Source organism: Stenotrophomonas sp. C-A (genome assembly GCF_054030835.1).
The window spans coordinates 710,615-726,628 of the sequence record NZ_CM132916.1; the positions used below are offsets into that span (position 1 = coordinate 710,615).

At 67.9% G+C, this 16,014-nt stretch carries 13 protein-coding genes; 5 read left to right on the forward strand and 8 right to left on the reverse strand.

Annotation, left to right across the window (positions count from 1 at the left end):
- The first annotated feature begins 138 nt into the window (after positions 1-138).
- Entirely contained in the window at positions 139-2,850 is a 2,712-nt protein-coding gene (gene ppc, locus ACW5IY_RS03175) for a phosphoenolpyruvate carboxylase (protein ID WP_049435595.1), read from the forward strand.
- A gap of 67 nt (positions 2,851-2,917) precedes the next feature.
- Here the strand turns inward: ppc and ACW5IY_RS03180 are convergent, their stop codons facing one another.
- Both ACW5IY_RS03180 and metK read right to left on the reverse strand, forming a co-directional pair.
- Complete coding sequence (locus ACW5IY_RS03180; protein ID WP_010481883.1) at positions 2,918-3,424, reverse strand: acyl-CoA thioesterase; 507 nt, start codon at positions 3,422-3,424, stop codon at positions 2,918-2,920.
- Between the two features lie 140 nt (positions 3,425-3,564).
- Positions 3,565-4,776 carry a methionine adenosyltransferase gene (gene metK, locus ACW5IY_RS03185; protein WP_010481882.1) on the reverse strand — a complete coding sequence of 404 codons (1,212 nt, stop codon included), beginning with the start codon at positions 4,774-4,776 and terminating at the stop codon, positions 3,565-3,567.
- A gap of 312 nt (positions 4,777-5,088) precedes the next feature.
- Between metK and olsF the strand changes: the two genes are divergently transcribed.
- From olsF to ACW5IY_RS03200, 3 genes are all read left to right on the forward strand, one after another.
- Positions 5,089-6,804, forward strand: coding sequence for a bifunctional ornithine lipid synthase OlsF (gene olsF / locus ACW5IY_RS03190; RefSeq protein ID WP_049435594.1), 1,716 nt, complete (start codon positions 5,089-5,091; stop codon positions 6,802-6,804).
- Complete coding sequence (locus tag ACW5IY_RS03195) at positions 6,801-7,601, forward strand: UDP-2,3-diacylglucosamine diphosphatase (protein ID WP_010481879.1); 801 nt, start codon at positions 6,801-6,803, stop codon at positions 7,599-7,601. The genes olsF and ACW5IY_RS03195 overlap by 4 nt, the downstream gene beginning before the upstream one ends.
- Before the next feature lie 119 nt (positions 7,602-7,720).
- Positions 7,721-8,767, forward strand: a complete 1,047-nt coding sequence (locus ACW5IY_RS03200; protein WP_010481878.1) for a metal-dependent hydrolase — start codon at positions 7,721-7,723, stop codon at positions 8,765-8,767.
- 89 nt (positions 8,768-8,856) lie between these two features.
- On the opposite strand, the gene ACW5IY_RS03205 is transcribed toward ACW5IY_RS03200, so the two are convergent.
- The 4 genes from ACW5IY_RS03205 to ACW5IY_RS03220 all read right to left on the reverse strand — a co-directional run bounded on the left by ACW5IY_RS03205 (position 8,857) and on the right by ACW5IY_RS03220 (position 12,348).
- A complete protein-coding gene (locus ACW5IY_RS03205) occupies positions 8,857-9,684 on the reverse strand; it encodes a class I SAM-dependent methyltransferase (protein ID WP_049435593.1) in 828 nt (275 codons plus the stop codon).
- 62 nt (positions 9,685-9,746) lie between these two features.
- Entirely contained in the window at positions 9,747-10,742 is a 996-nt protein-coding gene (gene dusB, locus ACW5IY_RS03210) for a tRNA dihydrouridine synthase DusB (RefSeq protein ID WP_049435657.1), read from the reverse strand.
- A gap of 147 nt (positions 10,743-10,889) precedes the next feature.
- Complete coding sequence (locus ACW5IY_RS03215) at positions 10,890-11,321, reverse strand: hypothetical protein (RefSeq protein WP_049435592.1); 432 nt, start codon at positions 11,319-11,321, stop codon at positions 10,890-10,892.
- A gap of 109 nt (positions 11,322-11,430) precedes the next feature.
- On the reverse strand, positions 11,431-12,348 hold the full coding sequence (locus ACW5IY_RS03220) for a LysR family transcriptional regulator (protein WP_049435656.1): 918 nt from the start codon (positions 12,346-12,348) through the stop codon (positions 11,431-11,433).
- A 92-nt stretch (positions 12,349-12,440) separates the two neighbouring features.
- On the opposite strand from ACW5IY_RS03220, the gene ACW5IY_RS03225 reads away from it, so the two are divergent.
- Positions 12,441-13,658: an MFS transporter gene (locus ACW5IY_RS03225; protein ID WP_049435591.1), complete on the forward strand. Its 1,218-nt coding sequence runs from the start codon at positions 12,441-12,443 to the stop codon at positions 13,656-13,658.
- A 64-nt stretch (positions 13,659-13,722) separates the two neighbouring features.
- On the opposite strand, the gene ACW5IY_RS03230 is transcribed toward ACW5IY_RS03225, so the two are convergent.
- Positions 13,723-14,688: a ribokinase gene (locus ACW5IY_RS03230; protein WP_049486753.1), complete on the reverse strand. Its 966-nt coding sequence runs from the start codon at positions 14,686-14,688 to the stop codon at positions 13,723-13,725.
- A gap of 25 nt (positions 14,689-14,713) precedes the next feature.
- Positions 14,714-16,012, reverse strand: coding sequence for a NupC/NupG family nucleoside CNT transporter (locus tag ACW5IY_RS03235; RefSeq protein ID WP_010481870.1), 1,299 nt, complete (start codon positions 16,010-16,012; stop codon positions 14,714-14,716).
- Between the last annotated feature and the right edge of the window lie 2 nt (positions 16,013-16,014).

Below are 16,014 nucleotides of genomic sequence, written 5' to 3' on the forward strand. Positions count from 1 at the left end.
GCTTGTAGAGCCGAGCCCATGCTCGGCTGCGTCCGTCATGGATACGTGCAGATGAAACCATTTTTGCATCGCAGCACGACGCCCGTTCTGGTTTAGGCTTGGGGCCTGGATCCGTTGACCGAGGCCTGTGCGTCGCCGATGAACGAGTACCGCAGCAGCATCGAGTTTGCTTCTCCCGATCTTCCGCTTCGCGATGACGTGCGCCGGCTCGGCGCGCTGGTCGGTGACCTGCTGGTTGAACAGGTGTCCGCCGCGTTTCTCGACGACGTCGAAGACGTGCGCACCCGCGCCATCGCCCGCCGCGAGAATCAAGCTCCATTGTCGGAGCTGGCCGATGGCCTGGCCGGGCGCACGCCGCAGCAGGCCGAAACCATGGTGCGTGCGTTCAGCACGTACTTCCAGGTGGTCAACATCGCCGAGCGCGTGCACCGCATCCGCCGTCGCCGTGATTACCAGCGCGCCGGTACCGCAGGTGCACAGCCTGATGGCCTGCAGGATGCGCTGCAGCACCTGAAGGCGCAGGGCGTGGGCCTGGACGAACTGGCGCAGTGGCTCCCGCGCATCGACATCGAACCGGTGTTCACCGCGCACCCGACCGAGGCGGTGCGCCGCGCGCTGCTGGAAAAAGAGCAGCTGATGGTGGCCAGCCTGGTCGACAACCTCGACGGCCAACGCACGCCGGGGGAAGCTGCCGCCGATGCCGCGCGCTTCCGCATGGCGCTGACCGCTTCGTGGCAGACCACCGATTCTTCGCCGGTGCGGCCTACCGTCGATGACGAGCGCGAGCACGTCGGCTTCTATCTGGTGCAGGTGTTGTACCGGGTGATCCCGGTGCTGTACGAATCGCTGCAGCAGGCACTGCGCGATACCTACGGTGAAGAACTGCCGCTGCCGCGCCTGCTGCGTTTCGGCACGTGGGTAGGCGGCGACATGGACGGCAACCCGAACGTGGATGCCACCACCATCCGCAACACACTGGATGCGCAGCGGCAGGCAGTGCTGGGGCGCTACCAGAAGGAACTGCTGCAGCTGGCCAGCCTGCTCAGCCAGTCCACCGAGCGGGTGGGCGTGAGCGAGGCGCTGCAGGCGCGCGTGGCGCACTACCAGCAGCTGCTGCCGCAGGTGCAGTCGCGCCCACGCCATGCCGACATGCCGTACCGCCTGCTCAACGACCGAATGCGCGCGCGCCTGCAGGCCACGCTGGATCATGGCGAAGGCAACTACGCTGGCCCGGACGAGCTGATCGACGACCTGCAGCTGATCCTCGACAGCCTGCGTGCGAACCGTGGCGAGCACGCTGGTGGTTTTGCGGTGCAGCGCCTGCTGTGGCGGGTGAAGACCTTTGGCTTCCATCTGGCGCGGCTGGATGTGCGCCAGGAGTCGAGCGTGCATGCGCGCGCGCTGGCCGCCGTGCTGGGCGGCGAGGAGGCCTGGCAGGCGCTGGATGCGGTGGGCCGTGCGCGGCTGCTGGGCCCGCATGCCAGCGGCGAAGCACCGCTTCCCAAGGGTGATGACGAGGGCAATCAGCGTCTGGATGCCGTGTTCGCGTCGCTGGCCGATGCGCGCGCGCGGCATGGCAACGATGCACTGGGCAGCTACATCATCTCGATGGCACACGACCGCAGCGATGTGCTGGCGGTGCTGGCGCTGGCGCGCCGTGGCGGCCTGGTGGAAGAGAGTGGGGCGGTGCCGTTGGACATCGCCCCATTGTTCGAGACCGTGGATGACCTCAAGCGTGGCACGGCCACCCTGTGCGACCTGCTGGCCGACCCGGTGTATCGCGCCCATCTGCGTGCGCGCGGCGACGTGCAGATGGTGATGCTCGGCTATTCGGACAGCAGCAAGGATGGTGGCATTGCCGCTTCGCGCTGGGGCCTGCAGCGCGCGCAGGTGGAACTGCTGGAGGTGGCGGCCGAGGCCGGCATCCGCCTGACTTTCTTCCATGGCCGTGGCGGTTCGATCAGCCGTGGCGGTGGCAAGACCACGCACGCGGTCGATGCGTCGCCGCGCGGCAGCATCGATGGCCGCCTGCGGGTGACCGAGCAGGGCGAGGTGATCCATCGCAAATACGGCATCCGCGCGCTGGCCCTTCGCTCGCTGGAACAGGCCACCGGTGCAGTGCTGCGCGCCAGCCTGCGCCCGCGTGCCGCCGAGCCGCGCGAGGATGAGTGGCGGCCGGTGATGGACGCGGTGGCCTCGGCCAGCAGCGAGGTGTATCGCGTGTTCGTTGGCCAGGCCGGCTTCATGGACTACTTCCGTACCGCCACACCCATCGACGTGATCGAGCGGATGACGCTGGGGTCGCGTCCTTCGCGTCGGCTCGGCCAGGACGCGGCACTGGGCAACCTGCGCGCGATTCCCTGGGTGTTCGCCTGGAGCCAGGCACGCGCGGTCATCCCCGGCTGGTACGGCGTGGGCAGTGGCCTGCAGGCGGCGGTCGATGCCGGCCACGAACAGACCCTGCGCGATATGGCGCGTGACTGGCCGTTCTTCCGCACCTTCCTGGACGACATCGCGATGGTGCTGTCCAAGGGCGATATCACCATCGCCGAGCAGTTCTCGCTGTTGTCGGGCGACCTGCATGGGCGTTTCTTCCCGCAGGTGCAGCGTGAACTGGAACTCACCCGGCACTGGCTGCTGGCGTTGATGGACCAGCAGACGCTGCTGGACCACGATGCGCGGCTGGCGCTGTCGATCCGCCTGCGCAATCCCTACGTCGATCCGATCAGCGTGCTGCAGGTGGATCTGCTGCAGCGTTGGCGGGCCAGCGGACGCGAGGATGACGAACTGCTGCGCGCGCTCGTGGCGTGCGTGAACGGTGTTTCGCAGGGCGTGCAGAACACCGGGTGATGCGTGTCCGCCGGGCATGGCCCGGCGCTACCTGCCTCGGTGGGTGCGGGGCGTGCCCCGCACGCCCTCACTCCTCCGGCGACGGCGGATTCGACGCCAGCAGTTCCAGGTGCCGCTGTTCCATTTCCTGGCGCAGCTGGCGGCGGATCTGTGCGGCGGCCTGGCGGCGCTTCTCGTCGGAGGTGGCCGGTTGCAGTGGCGGTACCGGCGTCGGCCGGCCTTCCTCGTCCACCGCCACCATCGTGAAGAAGCAGCTGTTGGCGTGGCGCACGCTGCGCTTGAGGATGTCCTCGGCCACCACCTTGATGCCGATTTCCATCGACGAGGTACCGGTATGGTTCACCGAGGCCAGGAAGGTGACCAGCTCGCCCACCGCGATCGGCTGGCGGAACATCACCTGGTCGACCGACAGGGTGACCACGTAGCTGCCGGCGTAGCGGCTGGCACAGGCATAGGCGACCTGGTCGAGCAGCCGCAGGATCGCGCCACCGTGGACCTTGCCGGAGAAATTGGCCATCTCCGGCGACATCAGCACGGTCATGGACAGCTGGTGGGTTTTCAGTTCGGTCGACATGGGGCGATTGTATCGGCGTGGCGTAGCTCTTGTAGAGCCGAGCCCATGCTCGGCTGCTCTTGTCGCAGGAAAAAGAAAGCCGAGCATGGGCTCGGCTCTACAGAAAGCAGAAGGGCCGCGTGAGCGGCCCTTCGTGTTTCTTACTTCAGCTTCGCATCGGCGCGCAGGGCGGCGGCGCGATCGGTCTTCTCCCAGGAGAAGGCCGTGGCGTTGACGGTCTCGCCTTCGCCGTTTAGGTAGCTGAACTCCTTCGGCTTGCGGCCGAAGTGGCCATAGGCCGCGGTCTGCTGGTACATCGGGTGCACCAGGTCCAGCATCTTGATGATGCCGTACGGGCGCAGGTCGAAGTGCTTGCGGATCAGCTTCTCGATCTTGTCGTCGCTGATCTTGCCGGTGCCGAAGGTGGTGACCGAGATCGAGGTCGGCTCAGCCACGCCGATGGCGTAGGAGACCTGCACTTCGCAACGGTCGGCCAGGCCGGCGGCAACCACGTTCTTGGCGACGTAGCGGGCCGCATAGGCTGCCGAACGGTCGACCTTGGACGGGTCCTTGCCGGAGAAGGCGCCACCACCGTGACGGGCCCAGCCGCCGTAGGTGTCGACGATGATCTTGCGGCCGGTCAGGCCGCAGTCGCCCACCGGGCCACCGATCTCGAACTTGCCGGTCGGGTTGATGTGGAACTTGGTGCCCTTGTGCAGCCACTTGGCCGGCAGCACCGGCTTGATGATTTCTTCGCGGACGGCCTCGATGAGGTCCTTCTGCTTGATGCCCGGGGCGTGCTGGGTCGACAGGACCACGGCGTCGATGGCCGAGACCACGCCGTTTTCATAGCGCAGGGTGACCTGGCTCTTGGCGTCCGGGCGCAGCCACGACAGCGGCGAGTTCTTCTTCTTGCGGATCTTGGCCTGCTGCTCGACCAGGCGGTGCGACAGGTGGATCGCGGCCGGCATGTAGCTGTCGGTCTCGTTGGTGGCATAGCCGAACATCAGGCCCTGGTCGCCAGCGCCCATTTCTTCCGGCTTCTTGCGATCCACGCCCTGGGCGATGTGCGGCGACTGCTTGCCGATCAGGTTCAGCACGCCGCAGGTGGCGCCGTCGAAGCCGACGTCGGAGCTGTCGTAGCCGATGTCCGTGATGACCTTGCGGGTCAGCGCTTCCAGGTCGATCCAGGCGCTGGTGGTGATTTCACCGGCCACGATGGCAACACCGGTCTTGACCATGGTCTCGCAGGCCACGCGGGCGCGCTGGTCCTGGGTCAGGATCGCGTCCAGCACCGCATCGGAGATCTGGTCGGCAACCTTGTCCGGATGGCCTTCGGAGACCGACTCGGAGGTGAAGAGATAGCTGGACATCAGGCGTAATATCCCTTGATTCGGATGGAAAGATGGGCGCGAATGATACACGGGGTGCGCCGCCTGTGCATTGTGAACCGGTACCGGTTGCCGGTGGTTAAGCCCGTGTAGGCCCGGCAGAGGCCGTCCGGCCGGGATTGGGCCCCAGCCTCGAGGCCCAGTGTTCCACCTGCGTGACAACGGAGCAGGCGGCTACCGGCCTGGCCGGACGCTGCCAGCCGTCATCGTTCTGCCCAAAAACCGCCATCTGGCTGCCGCCTGCCGGGCGCAGGCTGTCGGCCAATCCGGCCGCCGGGCATGAGTGGATCCTCCATGCAGGAACTTGAACAGCGTCTCCAGCAACGCTTCCCCGATTGGTTCCACGGCCGCCGGGGCCAACTGGCACGGCCGTTGCTGCGCAGCGTCGGCCGCTGGTCGCGCCTGGATCAGATCGAAGCGTTCCTGCAGCGCAGTGCAGGATTGCGCGGATTCGGCTTCGTCGCCGCCGGCCTGGAATTCATCGATGGCCAGTACCAGGTGGATCCGGCCGCGCTGGCGAAGATTCCCGCCACCGGCCGCTTGCTGATCGTCGCCAACCACCCCTCGGGGGCGCTGGACGCCCTCGCGCTGCTGGACGCGGTCGGCCGCATCCGTCGTGACGTGCGGATCGTGGCCAACGATCTGTTGGGAGCCATCGCGCCACTGCAGGACCTGCTGTTGCCGGTGCGCATCCTTGGCGGCAAGGCCCAGCGCGGCAGTCTGCACGCGGTGGAGGAGGCGCTGGCCGCCGAGCAGTGCGTGATCGTGTTCCCGGCGGGTGAGGTCTCGCGCCTGTCGCTGCGCGGCATCCGCGATGGCCGCTGGCAGCGCGGGTTCGTCCGCTTTGCCCGTGCCGCCGGTGCGCCGGTGCTGCCGGTGCGCGTGGAAGCACGCAATTCGGCACTGTTCTACGGCGCCTCGACCCTGTTCAAGCCGGCTGGCACCGCGCTGCTGGCGCGCGAGATGTTCACCCGCCGTGGCCGCCCGCTGCGCCTGAGCATCGGCGAGCCGATGCAGCTGGGCAAAGGCGGCGACCCGGGCGCACAGCTGCTGGCGGTACGCCGCGCACTCTATGCGCTGGGCCGCAATGGCGCAGCCGGTAATGCCGCTGCCTGCGCAGGCCCCGAGCCACTGGCGTCCCCCGTGCCGCCTTCGCAGGTCGCCGCCGGCATCGCCGCGGCGACCCAGCTGGGCCAGACCGCCGATGGCAAGCAGATCCTGCTGGCGACCTGTAGCGCCGATTCACCGCTGCTGCTTGAACTGGGCCGCCTGCGCGAACTGACGTTCCGCCAGGTGGGCGAGGGCACCGGGCGCAGCCGCGACCTGGACGACTATGACCCGCGGTACGAGCACATCGTGATCTGGGACGCGGCCGCGCAGCGCATCGCCGGCGCGTACCGGATCATGCGCGGCGCCCATGCGCTGGCCCGGCACGGACTGTCCGGGCTCTACAGCGCGTCGCTGTTCCGCTATTCCGACGATGCCATCACCCACATCGCCGAGGGCCTGGAACTGGGCCGCAGCTTCGTGGTGCCCGACTACTGGGGCAGCCGCAGCCTGGACTACCTGTGGCAGGGCATCGGTGCCTACCTGCAGTGCCGGCCGGGTATCCGCTACCTGTTCGGCGCGGTGTCGATCAGCGCGGCGCTGCCACGCGATGCGCGCGAGCAGCTGGTGGCCTACTACCAGCGCTACTACAGCGGTACTGCTGGCCTGGCCGAATCGAACCGGCCGTTCCAGTACTTCGCCGCGCCGCCGAGTTTCGGCGAGCTGGATGCCGGTGCCGCGTTCGATGTGCTCAAGGCCAACCTGGCCGCACTCGGCACGGGGGTGCCGACGCTGTACCGCCAGTACACCGATCTGTGCGAACCCGGTGGTGCCCGCTTCCTCGCCTTCGGTGTCGACCCGGACTTCAGTGATTCGATCGACGGCCTGATCGAAGTAGACCTGTGTGCGATCCGGCCGAACAAGCGCAAACGCTACCTGCGCGACGCGGGGACGCCGGCATGAGCGCGCTGGCGAACCTGTCGCCGCACCGGCGCGCAGTGTTCGTCTCCGATGTGCATCTGGGTTCACGTCATTGCCATGCCACCGAGCTGGCACGGTTCCTCTCGCAGCTGCGTTGCGAACGGTTGTACCTGGTCGGCGACATCATCGACCTGTGGTGGATGGCGCATCGCCGGGCCAACTGGCGGCAGTCACACAGCGAAGTCATCCAGGCCCTGCACGCGTTGCGCCGTGCCGGGACCGAGATTGTCTACATCCCCGGCAACCACGATGCTTCGCTGCGCCAGGTCTGCGGTTTGATGCTGCCGGCGATGCAGGTGCGCCGGCGCGCCATCCACGTGACCGCCGATGGCCGCCGGCTGCTGGTCGCGCATGGGGACGAGTACGACGGCGTGACCCACTTCGGCGGCCTGCAGGAAAAGTTCGGTGACTGGCTGTACTACCGCATCCTGACCGGCAACCAGGCGTTGAACGCGGTGCGGCGGCTGTTGGGAATGCGCTACTGGTCGTTGTCTGAATTCCTGAAGAAGCGCAGCGGTGCGGCCGAACGCTACATCGAGCGCTTCGTGCAGGCCGGCCTGGACGACGTGCGCCGTCGCGGACTGGATGGCATCGTCTGTGGCCACATCCACCGCGCTGCGTTGATTGAACGCGACGGCCTGGTCTATGCCAACGACGGCGACTGGGTGGAAAGCCTGACAGCACTGGCCGAAGACCACGATGGCGCGCTGCGCCTGCTGGACCACAACGGCCAGACGCTGGTGGAGCTGCCGGGCGCGCGCCTGTCGCAGGCGGCGTAACCCGCGATTGTCCCCTTGTAGAGCCGAGCCCATGCTCGGCTGCTCTTCATTGCGTGTAACGGCAGCCGAGCATGGGCTCGGCTCTACATGCACCGCCCGCAAGCCGCTAGCATCGGTCCATGGATTCCCTGACCCAGATCGTGCTCGGCGGCGCCGTCGCCGCTGCCATCGCTCCGCCCGGCCAGCGCCGCGCGGCCCTGTTGGCCGGTGCCGCGCTCGGCACCTTGCCGGACCTCGATGCCCTGTGGCTCGGCTTCACCGCCGCCGACCCGGTGGCGAACATGATCGAGCACCGCAGCTTCAGCCATTCGCTGCTGGTGCTGCCCTGGGTGGCAGCGCTGATCTGGTGGCTGTTCAAGCGCTTCGGCAACGGCCGCGTTGCGCAGTCACCGGTGCGCTGGTTCTGGGCGATCCAGCTGGCGCTGGTCACCCATCCGCTGTTGGATGCATTCACCGTTTACGGCACCCAGTTGTGGTGGCCGTTGCGTCCACACCCGACCATGGGCTCCAGCGTCTTCATCATCGATCCCGGCTACACGGTGTGGCTGCTGCTGGGCTGCGTGCTGGCCTGGTTTGGCCGCGCCCGCCCCTGGGCTGGCAAGGTGCTGGGTGTGGCGTTGCTGGCCAGCAGTGCCTACCTGGGCTGGGGCCTGATCGCCAAGGCCCAGGTCGACCGTGCTGCCCAGCAGAGCCTGGCGGCGATGGGCCTGGGCGATGCCCCGCGCTTCTCGGTGCCGATGCCGTTCAACACCCTGCTGTGGCGGGTGGTGGCGATGACGCCGAACGGCTACGTGGTGGGCGACCGCTCGCTGGTGGCCGACCATGGGCCGATGCAGTTCGAAGGCCACGCGTCCAACGTGCAGGCACTGCGTGAAGCAGGGGGCATCCCGGCGGTGCAGCAGCTGACCTGGTTCAACCGTGGCTTCATGCGTGCGCAGGTGATGGACGGCCGGCTGGTGCTGAGCGACCTGCGCATGGGCCTGGAGCCGGACTACACCTTCAACTTCGCCGTGGCCGAGCAGGTCGACGGGCAGTGGCGGCCAATCACGCCCGAGCAGCTGCGGGCGGATTACAGCAGTCCCGCCGCGCGCGCTGATGCCGGGCGCCGGCTGGCGGCGATGTGGCAGCGGATCTGGCATGCGCCCGTAGTCGGCGCTGTCGAGTAGATCCACGCCATGCGTGGATGAAGGGACATCGACGGTGGCAGCCACGCATGGCGTGGCTCTACTGATTCAGTCAGCAGTGCCGCGTCGGCTCAATACACCGTGGCGCGGCCCTGCACGAACGAATAGAAGAACACCGCATTCGGGTCGTTCTGCACCAGGCGGAACTCGCGACGCATGCCTTCCACGGTTTCCTCGTCAACCGACCCGGCCTGCAGCAGTTGGTCGGCGGCCGACAGCAGCAGCTGTTCCCAGAACGCGATCATCGTCTTGCGGCGTGCCGGTTCGCGGTTGTCCAGGTGGATGGTCTTGATCTCGGTGTGCACGTCGCGGAAGCCGCCGGCCAGCAGCAGGTTGCCCAGCTTGGCGCCAACGAACGGGTCGCCCCCGTGGTCGTACTGGAAATCGTTGAACGCCATCCAGTAACGCCAGATGTGCGGCGAATACGGGTCGAGCAGGAACGAGGCATTCATCACCTCGGTGATGTAGACCGGCGAACCCGGTGCCAGCACCCGGCGCACCTCGCTCAGCACGCGCGCAGGTGACGGCACGTGCTCCAGTACCCAGCACAGGAACGCCGAGTCGAAGCTGCGTGCCTCGAACGGGAGCTCGCCGGCGTCGGCCTGCTGCAGGGTGTAGCGGTCGCTGCACCACGGCGTGCGCGCCAGGTTCTCGCTCGCGGTGGCCAGCTGGGTCTCGCTCAGATCCACACCGGTCACGTGCAGCTCGGGGAAGCGGCGCAGCAGGATCTCGGTCTGTGCGCCGACGCCGCTGCCGACTTCCAGCAGGCGCCGCGCGCCGCTGTAGTCGATCTGGCCGAAGATGCTCGATTCCAGCAGGCGGGCCTGGGTCATCAGGCGCTGCTGCTCGGTGCCGGAAAACCCGTGCAGGTAGGTCGGGGAAGAAATCGGCGGGGTCATGGGGCGGGCTCTCGGTGTTCAAGACGGTCGAGCAGGCTCGACTCTGCGACGCAGCGATGCGGTCAGGCGGCCGAAGACAACGCCGGTTCCCCGGCGATCAGGCGGTCGAAGTACTCGGTGGTCAGCGCGATCTGGCTCTGCGGGTCTTCGGCGCGGTTGACCACGGCGCGGAAGGCAGCATTCTCCGGCCGGTCCTTGGCATACCAGCCCAGGTGCTTGCGCGCGATGCGCACGCCCTGCGGCTCGCCATAGAACGCATGCAGTGCGTGCAGGTGGCCGAGCAGGATGTCGCGCACTTCCGCCAGCGACGGCGGTGGCAGTTCCTCGCCGGTGGCCAGATAGTGCGCCACTTCGCGGAAGATCCACGGCCTGCCCTGTGCCGAGCGGCCGATCATCACCGCGTCTACGCCGGTTTCCTTCAGGACGTAGGCGGCCTTCTGCGGCGAATCGATATCGCCGTTGGCGACCACCGGAATGCGCAGCGCAGCCTTGATCTCGCCGATCGTGGCGTACTCGGCCTGGCCGGTGTAGTGCTGGTCGCGGGTACGGCCGTGCACCGCCAGTGCCGCGATACCGCTGTCCTCGGCGATGCGTGCGATCAGCGGGCCATTGCGGTGGTCGCAGTCCCAACCGGTGCGGATCTTCAGCGTGACCGGCACGTCCACCGCGTTGACCACGGCCTCGAGGATGCGCGCCACCAGCTGCTCGTCGCGCATCAGTGCCGAACCGGCCCAGGCGTTGCACACCTTCTTGGCCGGGCAGCCCATGTTGATGTCGATGATCTGCGCGCCGTGGTCGACGTTGTAGCGCGCGGCCTCGGCCAGCTGCTGCGGTTCGGTGCCGGCGATCTGCACGCTGATCGGGGCCGGCTCGCCGTCATGGTCCATGCGGTGGATCGACTTGCGCGTGTTCCAGAAGCGCGGATCGCTGATGGTCATTTCCGAGGCGGCCAGACCCGCGCCCAGCCGTTTGCACAGCAGGCGGAAGGGCTTGTCGGTGACGCCGGCCATGGGCGCCAGCACGACGTTGGGGGCAATGGTGTACGGGCCGATCTGCATGCGCCCATTGTAGGGCGCGGGCGGCGGTACGGCCGTGTCGGGCGCGGTCCGGTTCAGGCCGATCGGCACCGACCTCATGCCTTACCGGCATCAGCAGATGCTTGACGGTTGCTTCCGCCGCCCCCAAGGGCGGGCGATGGTAGGGGGCTACCCCAGGCTCTGCCAGGCTTGGCGGGTACCCAGCGCGAAGGCCAGCCCCAGGCCCAGGCAGACCAGTGAACTGATTGCCCAGAAGCGCCGGCCGTTGTAGCCGGGCCGGAGCAGCGCCAGCGCGAAGCCCATCGCCGCGCGCAGCAGCAACAGCAGGGTGATGCCCGACAGGACCATGCGATTGGCCGGCAGCGGCGAGTGCCAGCCTGCGGCTGCGAGTGCGTACAGTGTCCAGGCCACCAGCACGGCCGTAATGCCGGCGGTCATCAGTGGTGGCCACCAATGCCCGGCCTGCGCCAGCCGGACCATGCGCGGGCCAGCGCCGAACCACCGGTACCAAGGGGCGCCAAAGGCAATGCAGCCGATGTGCAGCAAGGCTGCGGTGGCACTGCCGGCGGCGGCAACCAGCAACCAGGGGAATCCGTCCATGTCCTGCCCACGCTGAAACGCTGCGCGGATGGTGGGTGAGGGGCGGGATGCGGGCAATGCGACCGGCGGTCGCAGCCGTTCGATGCGACCACAGGTGATAGCGCTGCGCTCAGCGCGGCGGATCGATCTGCAACCCGGCGCCGAGACGGTCCAGGGCCACGTCCACGCGTGGCAGCCGCTGCCGGCCCTGCGGCCACAACAGGCGCAGCGGCAGGCCGCGGCAGTCCAGCGACGGCAGGATCGAGACCAGGCTGCCGCGCGCCAGCGCGTCATCGACCAGCCAGGTGGCCAGCTGTGCGATGCCGAAGCCGGCCTCGACCGCCGCCACCTGGGCCTCGGCGCTGCCAACCACCAGGCGCGCACGGGCCTGCAGCGGTGTACTGCGCTGCCTGTCATCGGCCACCTGCCACGGCCCGATGCTGCCGTCGGCGCGTCCGAACAGCACACCGTCATGCCCGGCCAGCTCGGCGACCGAGCGGGGCTGGCCATGCCGAAGCAGGTAGGCCGGGGAGGCGCAGAAGCGCAGGCATTCGTAACCGAGCAGGCGTCTGCCCAGCGTGGCGGGCAGCGGCTCGGGACCGCCGATGCGTACGGCGAGGTCGACGCCGTCCTCGGCGAGGTCGCTGAAGCGGTCGCTGAAGGTCACCTGCGGATGCAGCTGTGGAAACTCGGCGGCCAGCTGCAGCAGCAACGGCCAGACTTTGAGGCGCCCGAAGGTGGCCGGCGCATCCACCCGCAGGCGGCCCACGGGCGCGTCTGCGTGCGAGACCAGCACCGACTCGGCATCGGCCAGTTCGCCCAGCACCCGCACGCAGGTGCGATAGAAGCCCTCACCGGCCTCGGTCAGGCGAAGGCGGCGCGTGCTGCGTTCGAACAACCGCGCTCCCAGCCGCGCCTCCAGCCGCGCGATGGTCTTGCCCACCGCCGAACTGGTCAGGTGCAGGCGTTCGGCGGCGGCAGTGAAACTGCCGGCATCGGCGGTGGCGACGAAGGCCTCGATGCCGCGCAGGCGCTCGGTGGGAAGCATGGGGAAATTCTGTCCGGAATCGGTGGAAAACATAGCAGCAATCGGAACTCATGGAGGAAATAGGCTGGCGACCCCTGTTCTGATGCCCGCTCATGTCCTCCCTCGATTCCGCCGTGACCGCTGTCCACGCAAATCCTCGCGCACGTCTTTCGGTCGTCCTGCTGGCGGTGTCCGCCTTCGTCATCGTCACCACCGAGTTCCTGATCGTCGGCCTGTTGCCCGCGCTGGCGCGCGACCTTGGCCTGGGCATTGCCCGTGCCGGGCAACTGGTCACCTTGTTCGCGTTCACCGTGATGCTGGCCGGGCCACCCTTGACCGCGCTGCTGTCACACGTCGGCCGGCGCCGCCTGTTCGTGGCCATTCTGCTGTTGTTCGCGGGTTCCAACGCGTTGGCCGCGGTGGCCACGCAGCCGTGGCTGCTGGCGCTGGCGCGGGTGCTGCCGGCACTGGCCCTGCCGGTGTTCTGGGGCACGGCCAGTGAGACTGCCGCGCAGCTGGCCCCTGCGGGGCAGGGAGGTCGTGCGGTCGCCCGGGTCTACCTGGGTATCACCGCCGCAATGCTGTTCGGTATCCCGCTGGGTACGTTGGCCGCCGACGCCCTCGGCTGGCGCGGCAGCTTCTGGCTGTTGGCGGCTCTGTCGCTGTTGATGGCGGGCGCGCTGGCATTGTGGATGCCGGACACCGTGGCCGGACCGCGGCGCGCGCTGGGCGAACAGGCACGAGTGCTGCGCCAGCCGCAGTTGCTGGGCCATGTGCTGCTGTCGGTGCTGGTGTTCACCGCGATGTTTGCTGCCTACACCTACCTGGCCGATGTGCTGGAGCGGCTGATGCAGGTACCGGCGGCACAGGTGGGCTGGTGGCTGATGGGCTTCGGAGCTGTCGGGTTGATCGGCAATGCACTGGGCGGGCGCTGGGTCGATCGTGCGCCGCTGGGCGCGACCCTGGTGTTCTGCGCGGTGCTGGCGCTGGGCATGCTGGCCAGTGTCGGGCTGGCCGGCCACGGGACGTTCGTGCTGATCGCATTGGCCCTGTGGGGCGTGGCGCATACCGCATTGTTCCCGCTGTGCCAGGTGCGGGTGATGCGTGCAGCGCCGCAGGCACAGGCGCTGGCCGGAACCTTGAATGTCTCAGCGGCCAATGCCGGCATCGGCCTGGGCGCGCTGCTGGGGGGTGGGGCCATCGAACGCTTCGGCCTGGCATCGCTGGGCGTGGTGGCCGCTGCCGTGGCGCTGCTGGCAATCGTCACGGGCCTGCTGCTGCGGCTTGCGCGGTCTCGTTCATCCACGCATGGTGTGGATCTGCCTCATTGAAAGGCAAACAGAAAAGCCCGGGTGTCTGCACACCCGGGCTTCTTCATCCACGCATGGCGTGGAATTACTTTGCTTCGGCGTCGGACGGGGTGAAACGCGGCATTGCCGCCGCCGCGCCTTCCTTCTCGGTCGAACGACCGGCGAACTGGTTGGCGAAGCGCACGTGGCGGGCGAACGGGGCGTCGGCCACCTGTGCCAGCGATGCGGCCAGCGCACCGTTGAAGGCGTCGCCGGCGCCGGTGGTGTCGATCGCCTGCACCTGTTCGGCACCCACGCGGTAGTACGGCTGGGTATCGCCGCGCAGGTTCTCGTCGGCATGCGACACGAACACGCCCACCGAACCCAGGGTGACCACCACGGTGCCGTTGCCGACCAGCTTGCGGCACAGCGCGTGCAGGCTGGCGCCATCCAGCGCGGCGACGTCGTTGGCATCCACGCGCTCACCGACATGACGGCCGAGCAGGGCGGCGAACTCGGTCTCGTTCGGGGTGATCACATCGGCCAGCTTGAGCAGGCCGATGGTGGAGGGGGCATCGGCCGGTGCGGTGTTGAGCACGGTGGTGACGCCGGCCTCGCGGGCCGTGGCCAGTGCCGCTTCGATGGTCTGCACCGGCGATTCCAGCTGCACCAGCACCACCTTGGCGCCGGTCAGCAGCGCCTGCTGCTGTTGCAGGAAGTCGGTGCTGAGCGCGGCGTTGGCACCCGGGCCGATCACGATGGTGTTGCGGCCGCGCGCGTCCACATAGATGCCGGCGGTGCCGGTCGGTTCGCTGCTGGCTTCGGCGATCAGGCCGAAGCCGTCCTGCGCGGCCAGCTCACGGGCGGTGGCGCCACCGGCGTCGTCGCCCAGCGCGCACACAAAGTGGGTGTCGGCACCGGCGCGGCAGGCCGCCACGGCCTGGTTGAAGCCCTTGCCACCGGGGCCGGTGCTGTAACGGCCGGCAATGGTCGCACCCGGTGCCGGCAGCGACTCGCACCGCCACACGTGATCGACATTGAAGGAACCGACGACAACGACACTGCTGCTCATAGGGAATCTTTTCTCAACCAAGGGTTCAACTGAAGTGCGTCAGCACGCCGGCGATGGTCGCCGTCATGAAGGTGGCAATGGTACCGCCCAGCACGGCGCGCAGGCCGAACTTGGCCAGGTCGTGGCGACGTTCCGGGGCCAGGCCGCCGATGCCGCCGATCTGGATCGCGATCGAGCTGAAGTTGGCGAAGCCGCACAGCGCATAGGTGGCGATCAGGCGACCTTCTTCGGACAGGCTCACGCCGGCGATCTGGCCGTTCACGATCTGCGACAGCTCGGTGTAGGCCACGAACTCGTTGATCACGACCTTCTGGCCGATCAGCGAACCGACGGTGGTGGCATCGGCCCACGGGGTGCCGATCACCCAGGCGATCGGGGCCAGCACGTAACCGAAGATGGTCGACAGGTTGGTCGGCTTGCCGATGGCGGCGGCCAGGCCGGTCACATCGCCAATCCAGGTCAGCGGTGCGTTCAGCAGCGCGATCAGGGCGATGAAGGCCAGCAGCATCGCACCGATGTTCAGCGCCAGCTTCAGGCCGTCACCGGCGCCGGCAGCGGCCGCGTCGATGATGTTGCTGGAGGTCTTCTCCACTTCCATCTTCACCGTGCCGCGGGTGAGCGGGGTGCCGGTTTCCGGAATCAGCAGCTTGGCCACGACCAGGGTGGCCGGCGCGGCCATGATGCTGGCTGCCAGCAGGTGCTTGGCGTAGAACGCCTGCTGCGCCGGATCACCGCCGCCAAGCATGCCCACGTAGGCCGCCAGCACGCCGCCGGCGATGTGCGCCATGCCGCCGATCATCATGGTCAGCAGCTCGGACTGGGTCATCCTGGCGATGTACGGGCGCACGGTCAGCGGCGCCTCGGTCTGGCCGATGAAGACGCTGGCGCAGACGCTGGTGGTTTCCGCACCCGACACGCGCATCACCTTGGTGATCGACCAGGCCATCACGCGCACGATGCCCTGCATGATGTTGAGGTGGTACATCACCCCCATCAGTGCAGAGAAGAAGATGATGGTCGGCAACACCTGGAAGGCGAAGATGAAGCCGTAATTCTTGGTGTCCATCAACGAGCCGAAAATGAAGCCCGAGCCCTCGTTGACGTAGCTGAGGATCTTGACGAAGCCCTTGCCCAGCGCGTCGAACACGTCGCGCCCGCCCGGCACCAGGATCACCAGCGCCGCAAAGGCGATCTGCAGGGTGATACCGGTGGCAACCAGCTTCCAGTCAACCGCGCGCTTGTTATTGGAAAACAACCAGGTGATGCCGATCAGCACCGCCAACCCGAACAGGCCGAAGCCGATCCTGCCCAAACCTTCGACCATGT

Coding starts and splice junctions, on each gene's coding strand:
- ppc (WP_049435595.1), top strand. CDS start 139: ATGAACGAGTACCGCAGCAGCATCGAGTTTGCTTCTCCCGATCTTCCG.
- ACW5IY_RS03180 (WP_010481883.1), bottom strand. CDS start 3,424: ATGTCGACCGAACTGAAAACCCACCAGCTGTCCATGACCGTGCTGATG.
- metK (WP_010481882.1), bottom strand. CDS start 4,776: ATGTCCAGCTATCTCTTCACCTCCGAGTCGGTCTCCGAAGGCCATCCG.
- olsF (WP_049435594.1), top strand. CDS start 5,089: ATGCAGGAACTTGAACAGCGTCTCCAGCAACGCTTCCCCGATTGGTTC.
- ACW5IY_RS03195 (WP_010481879.1), top strand. CDS start 6,801: ATGAGCGCGCTGGCGAACCTGTCGCCGCACCGGCGCGCAGTGTTCGTC.
- ACW5IY_RS03200 (WP_010481878.1), top strand. CDS start 7,721: ATGGATTCCCTGACCCAGATCGTGCTCGGCGGCGCCGTCGCCGCTGCC.
- ACW5IY_RS03205 (WP_049435593.1), bottom strand. CDS start 9,684: ATGACCCCGCCGATTTCTTCCCCGACCTACCTGCACGGGTTTTCCGGC.
- dusB (WP_049435657.1), bottom strand. CDS start 10,742: ATGCAGATCGGCCCGTACACCATTGCCCCCAACGTCGTGCTGGCGCCC.
- ACW5IY_RS03215 (WP_049435592.1), bottom strand. CDS start 11,321: ATGGACGGATTCCCCTGGTTGCTGGTTGCCGCCGCCGGCAGTGCCACC.
- ACW5IY_RS03220 (WP_049435656.1), bottom strand. CDS start 12,348: ATGCTTCCCACCGAGCGCCTGCGCGGCATCGAGGCCTTCGTCGCCACC.
- ACW5IY_RS03225 (WP_049435591.1), top strand. CDS start 12,441: ATGTCCTCCCTCGATTCCGCCGTGACCGCTGTCCACGCAAATCCTCGC.
- ACW5IY_RS03230 (WP_049486753.1), bottom strand. CDS start 14,688: ATGAGCAGCAGTGTCGTTGTCGTCGGTTCCTTCAATGTCGATCACGTG.
- ACW5IY_RS03235 (WP_010481870.1), bottom strand. CDS start 16,012: ATGGTCGAAGGTTTGGGCAGGATCGGCTTCGGCCTGTTCGGGTTGGCG.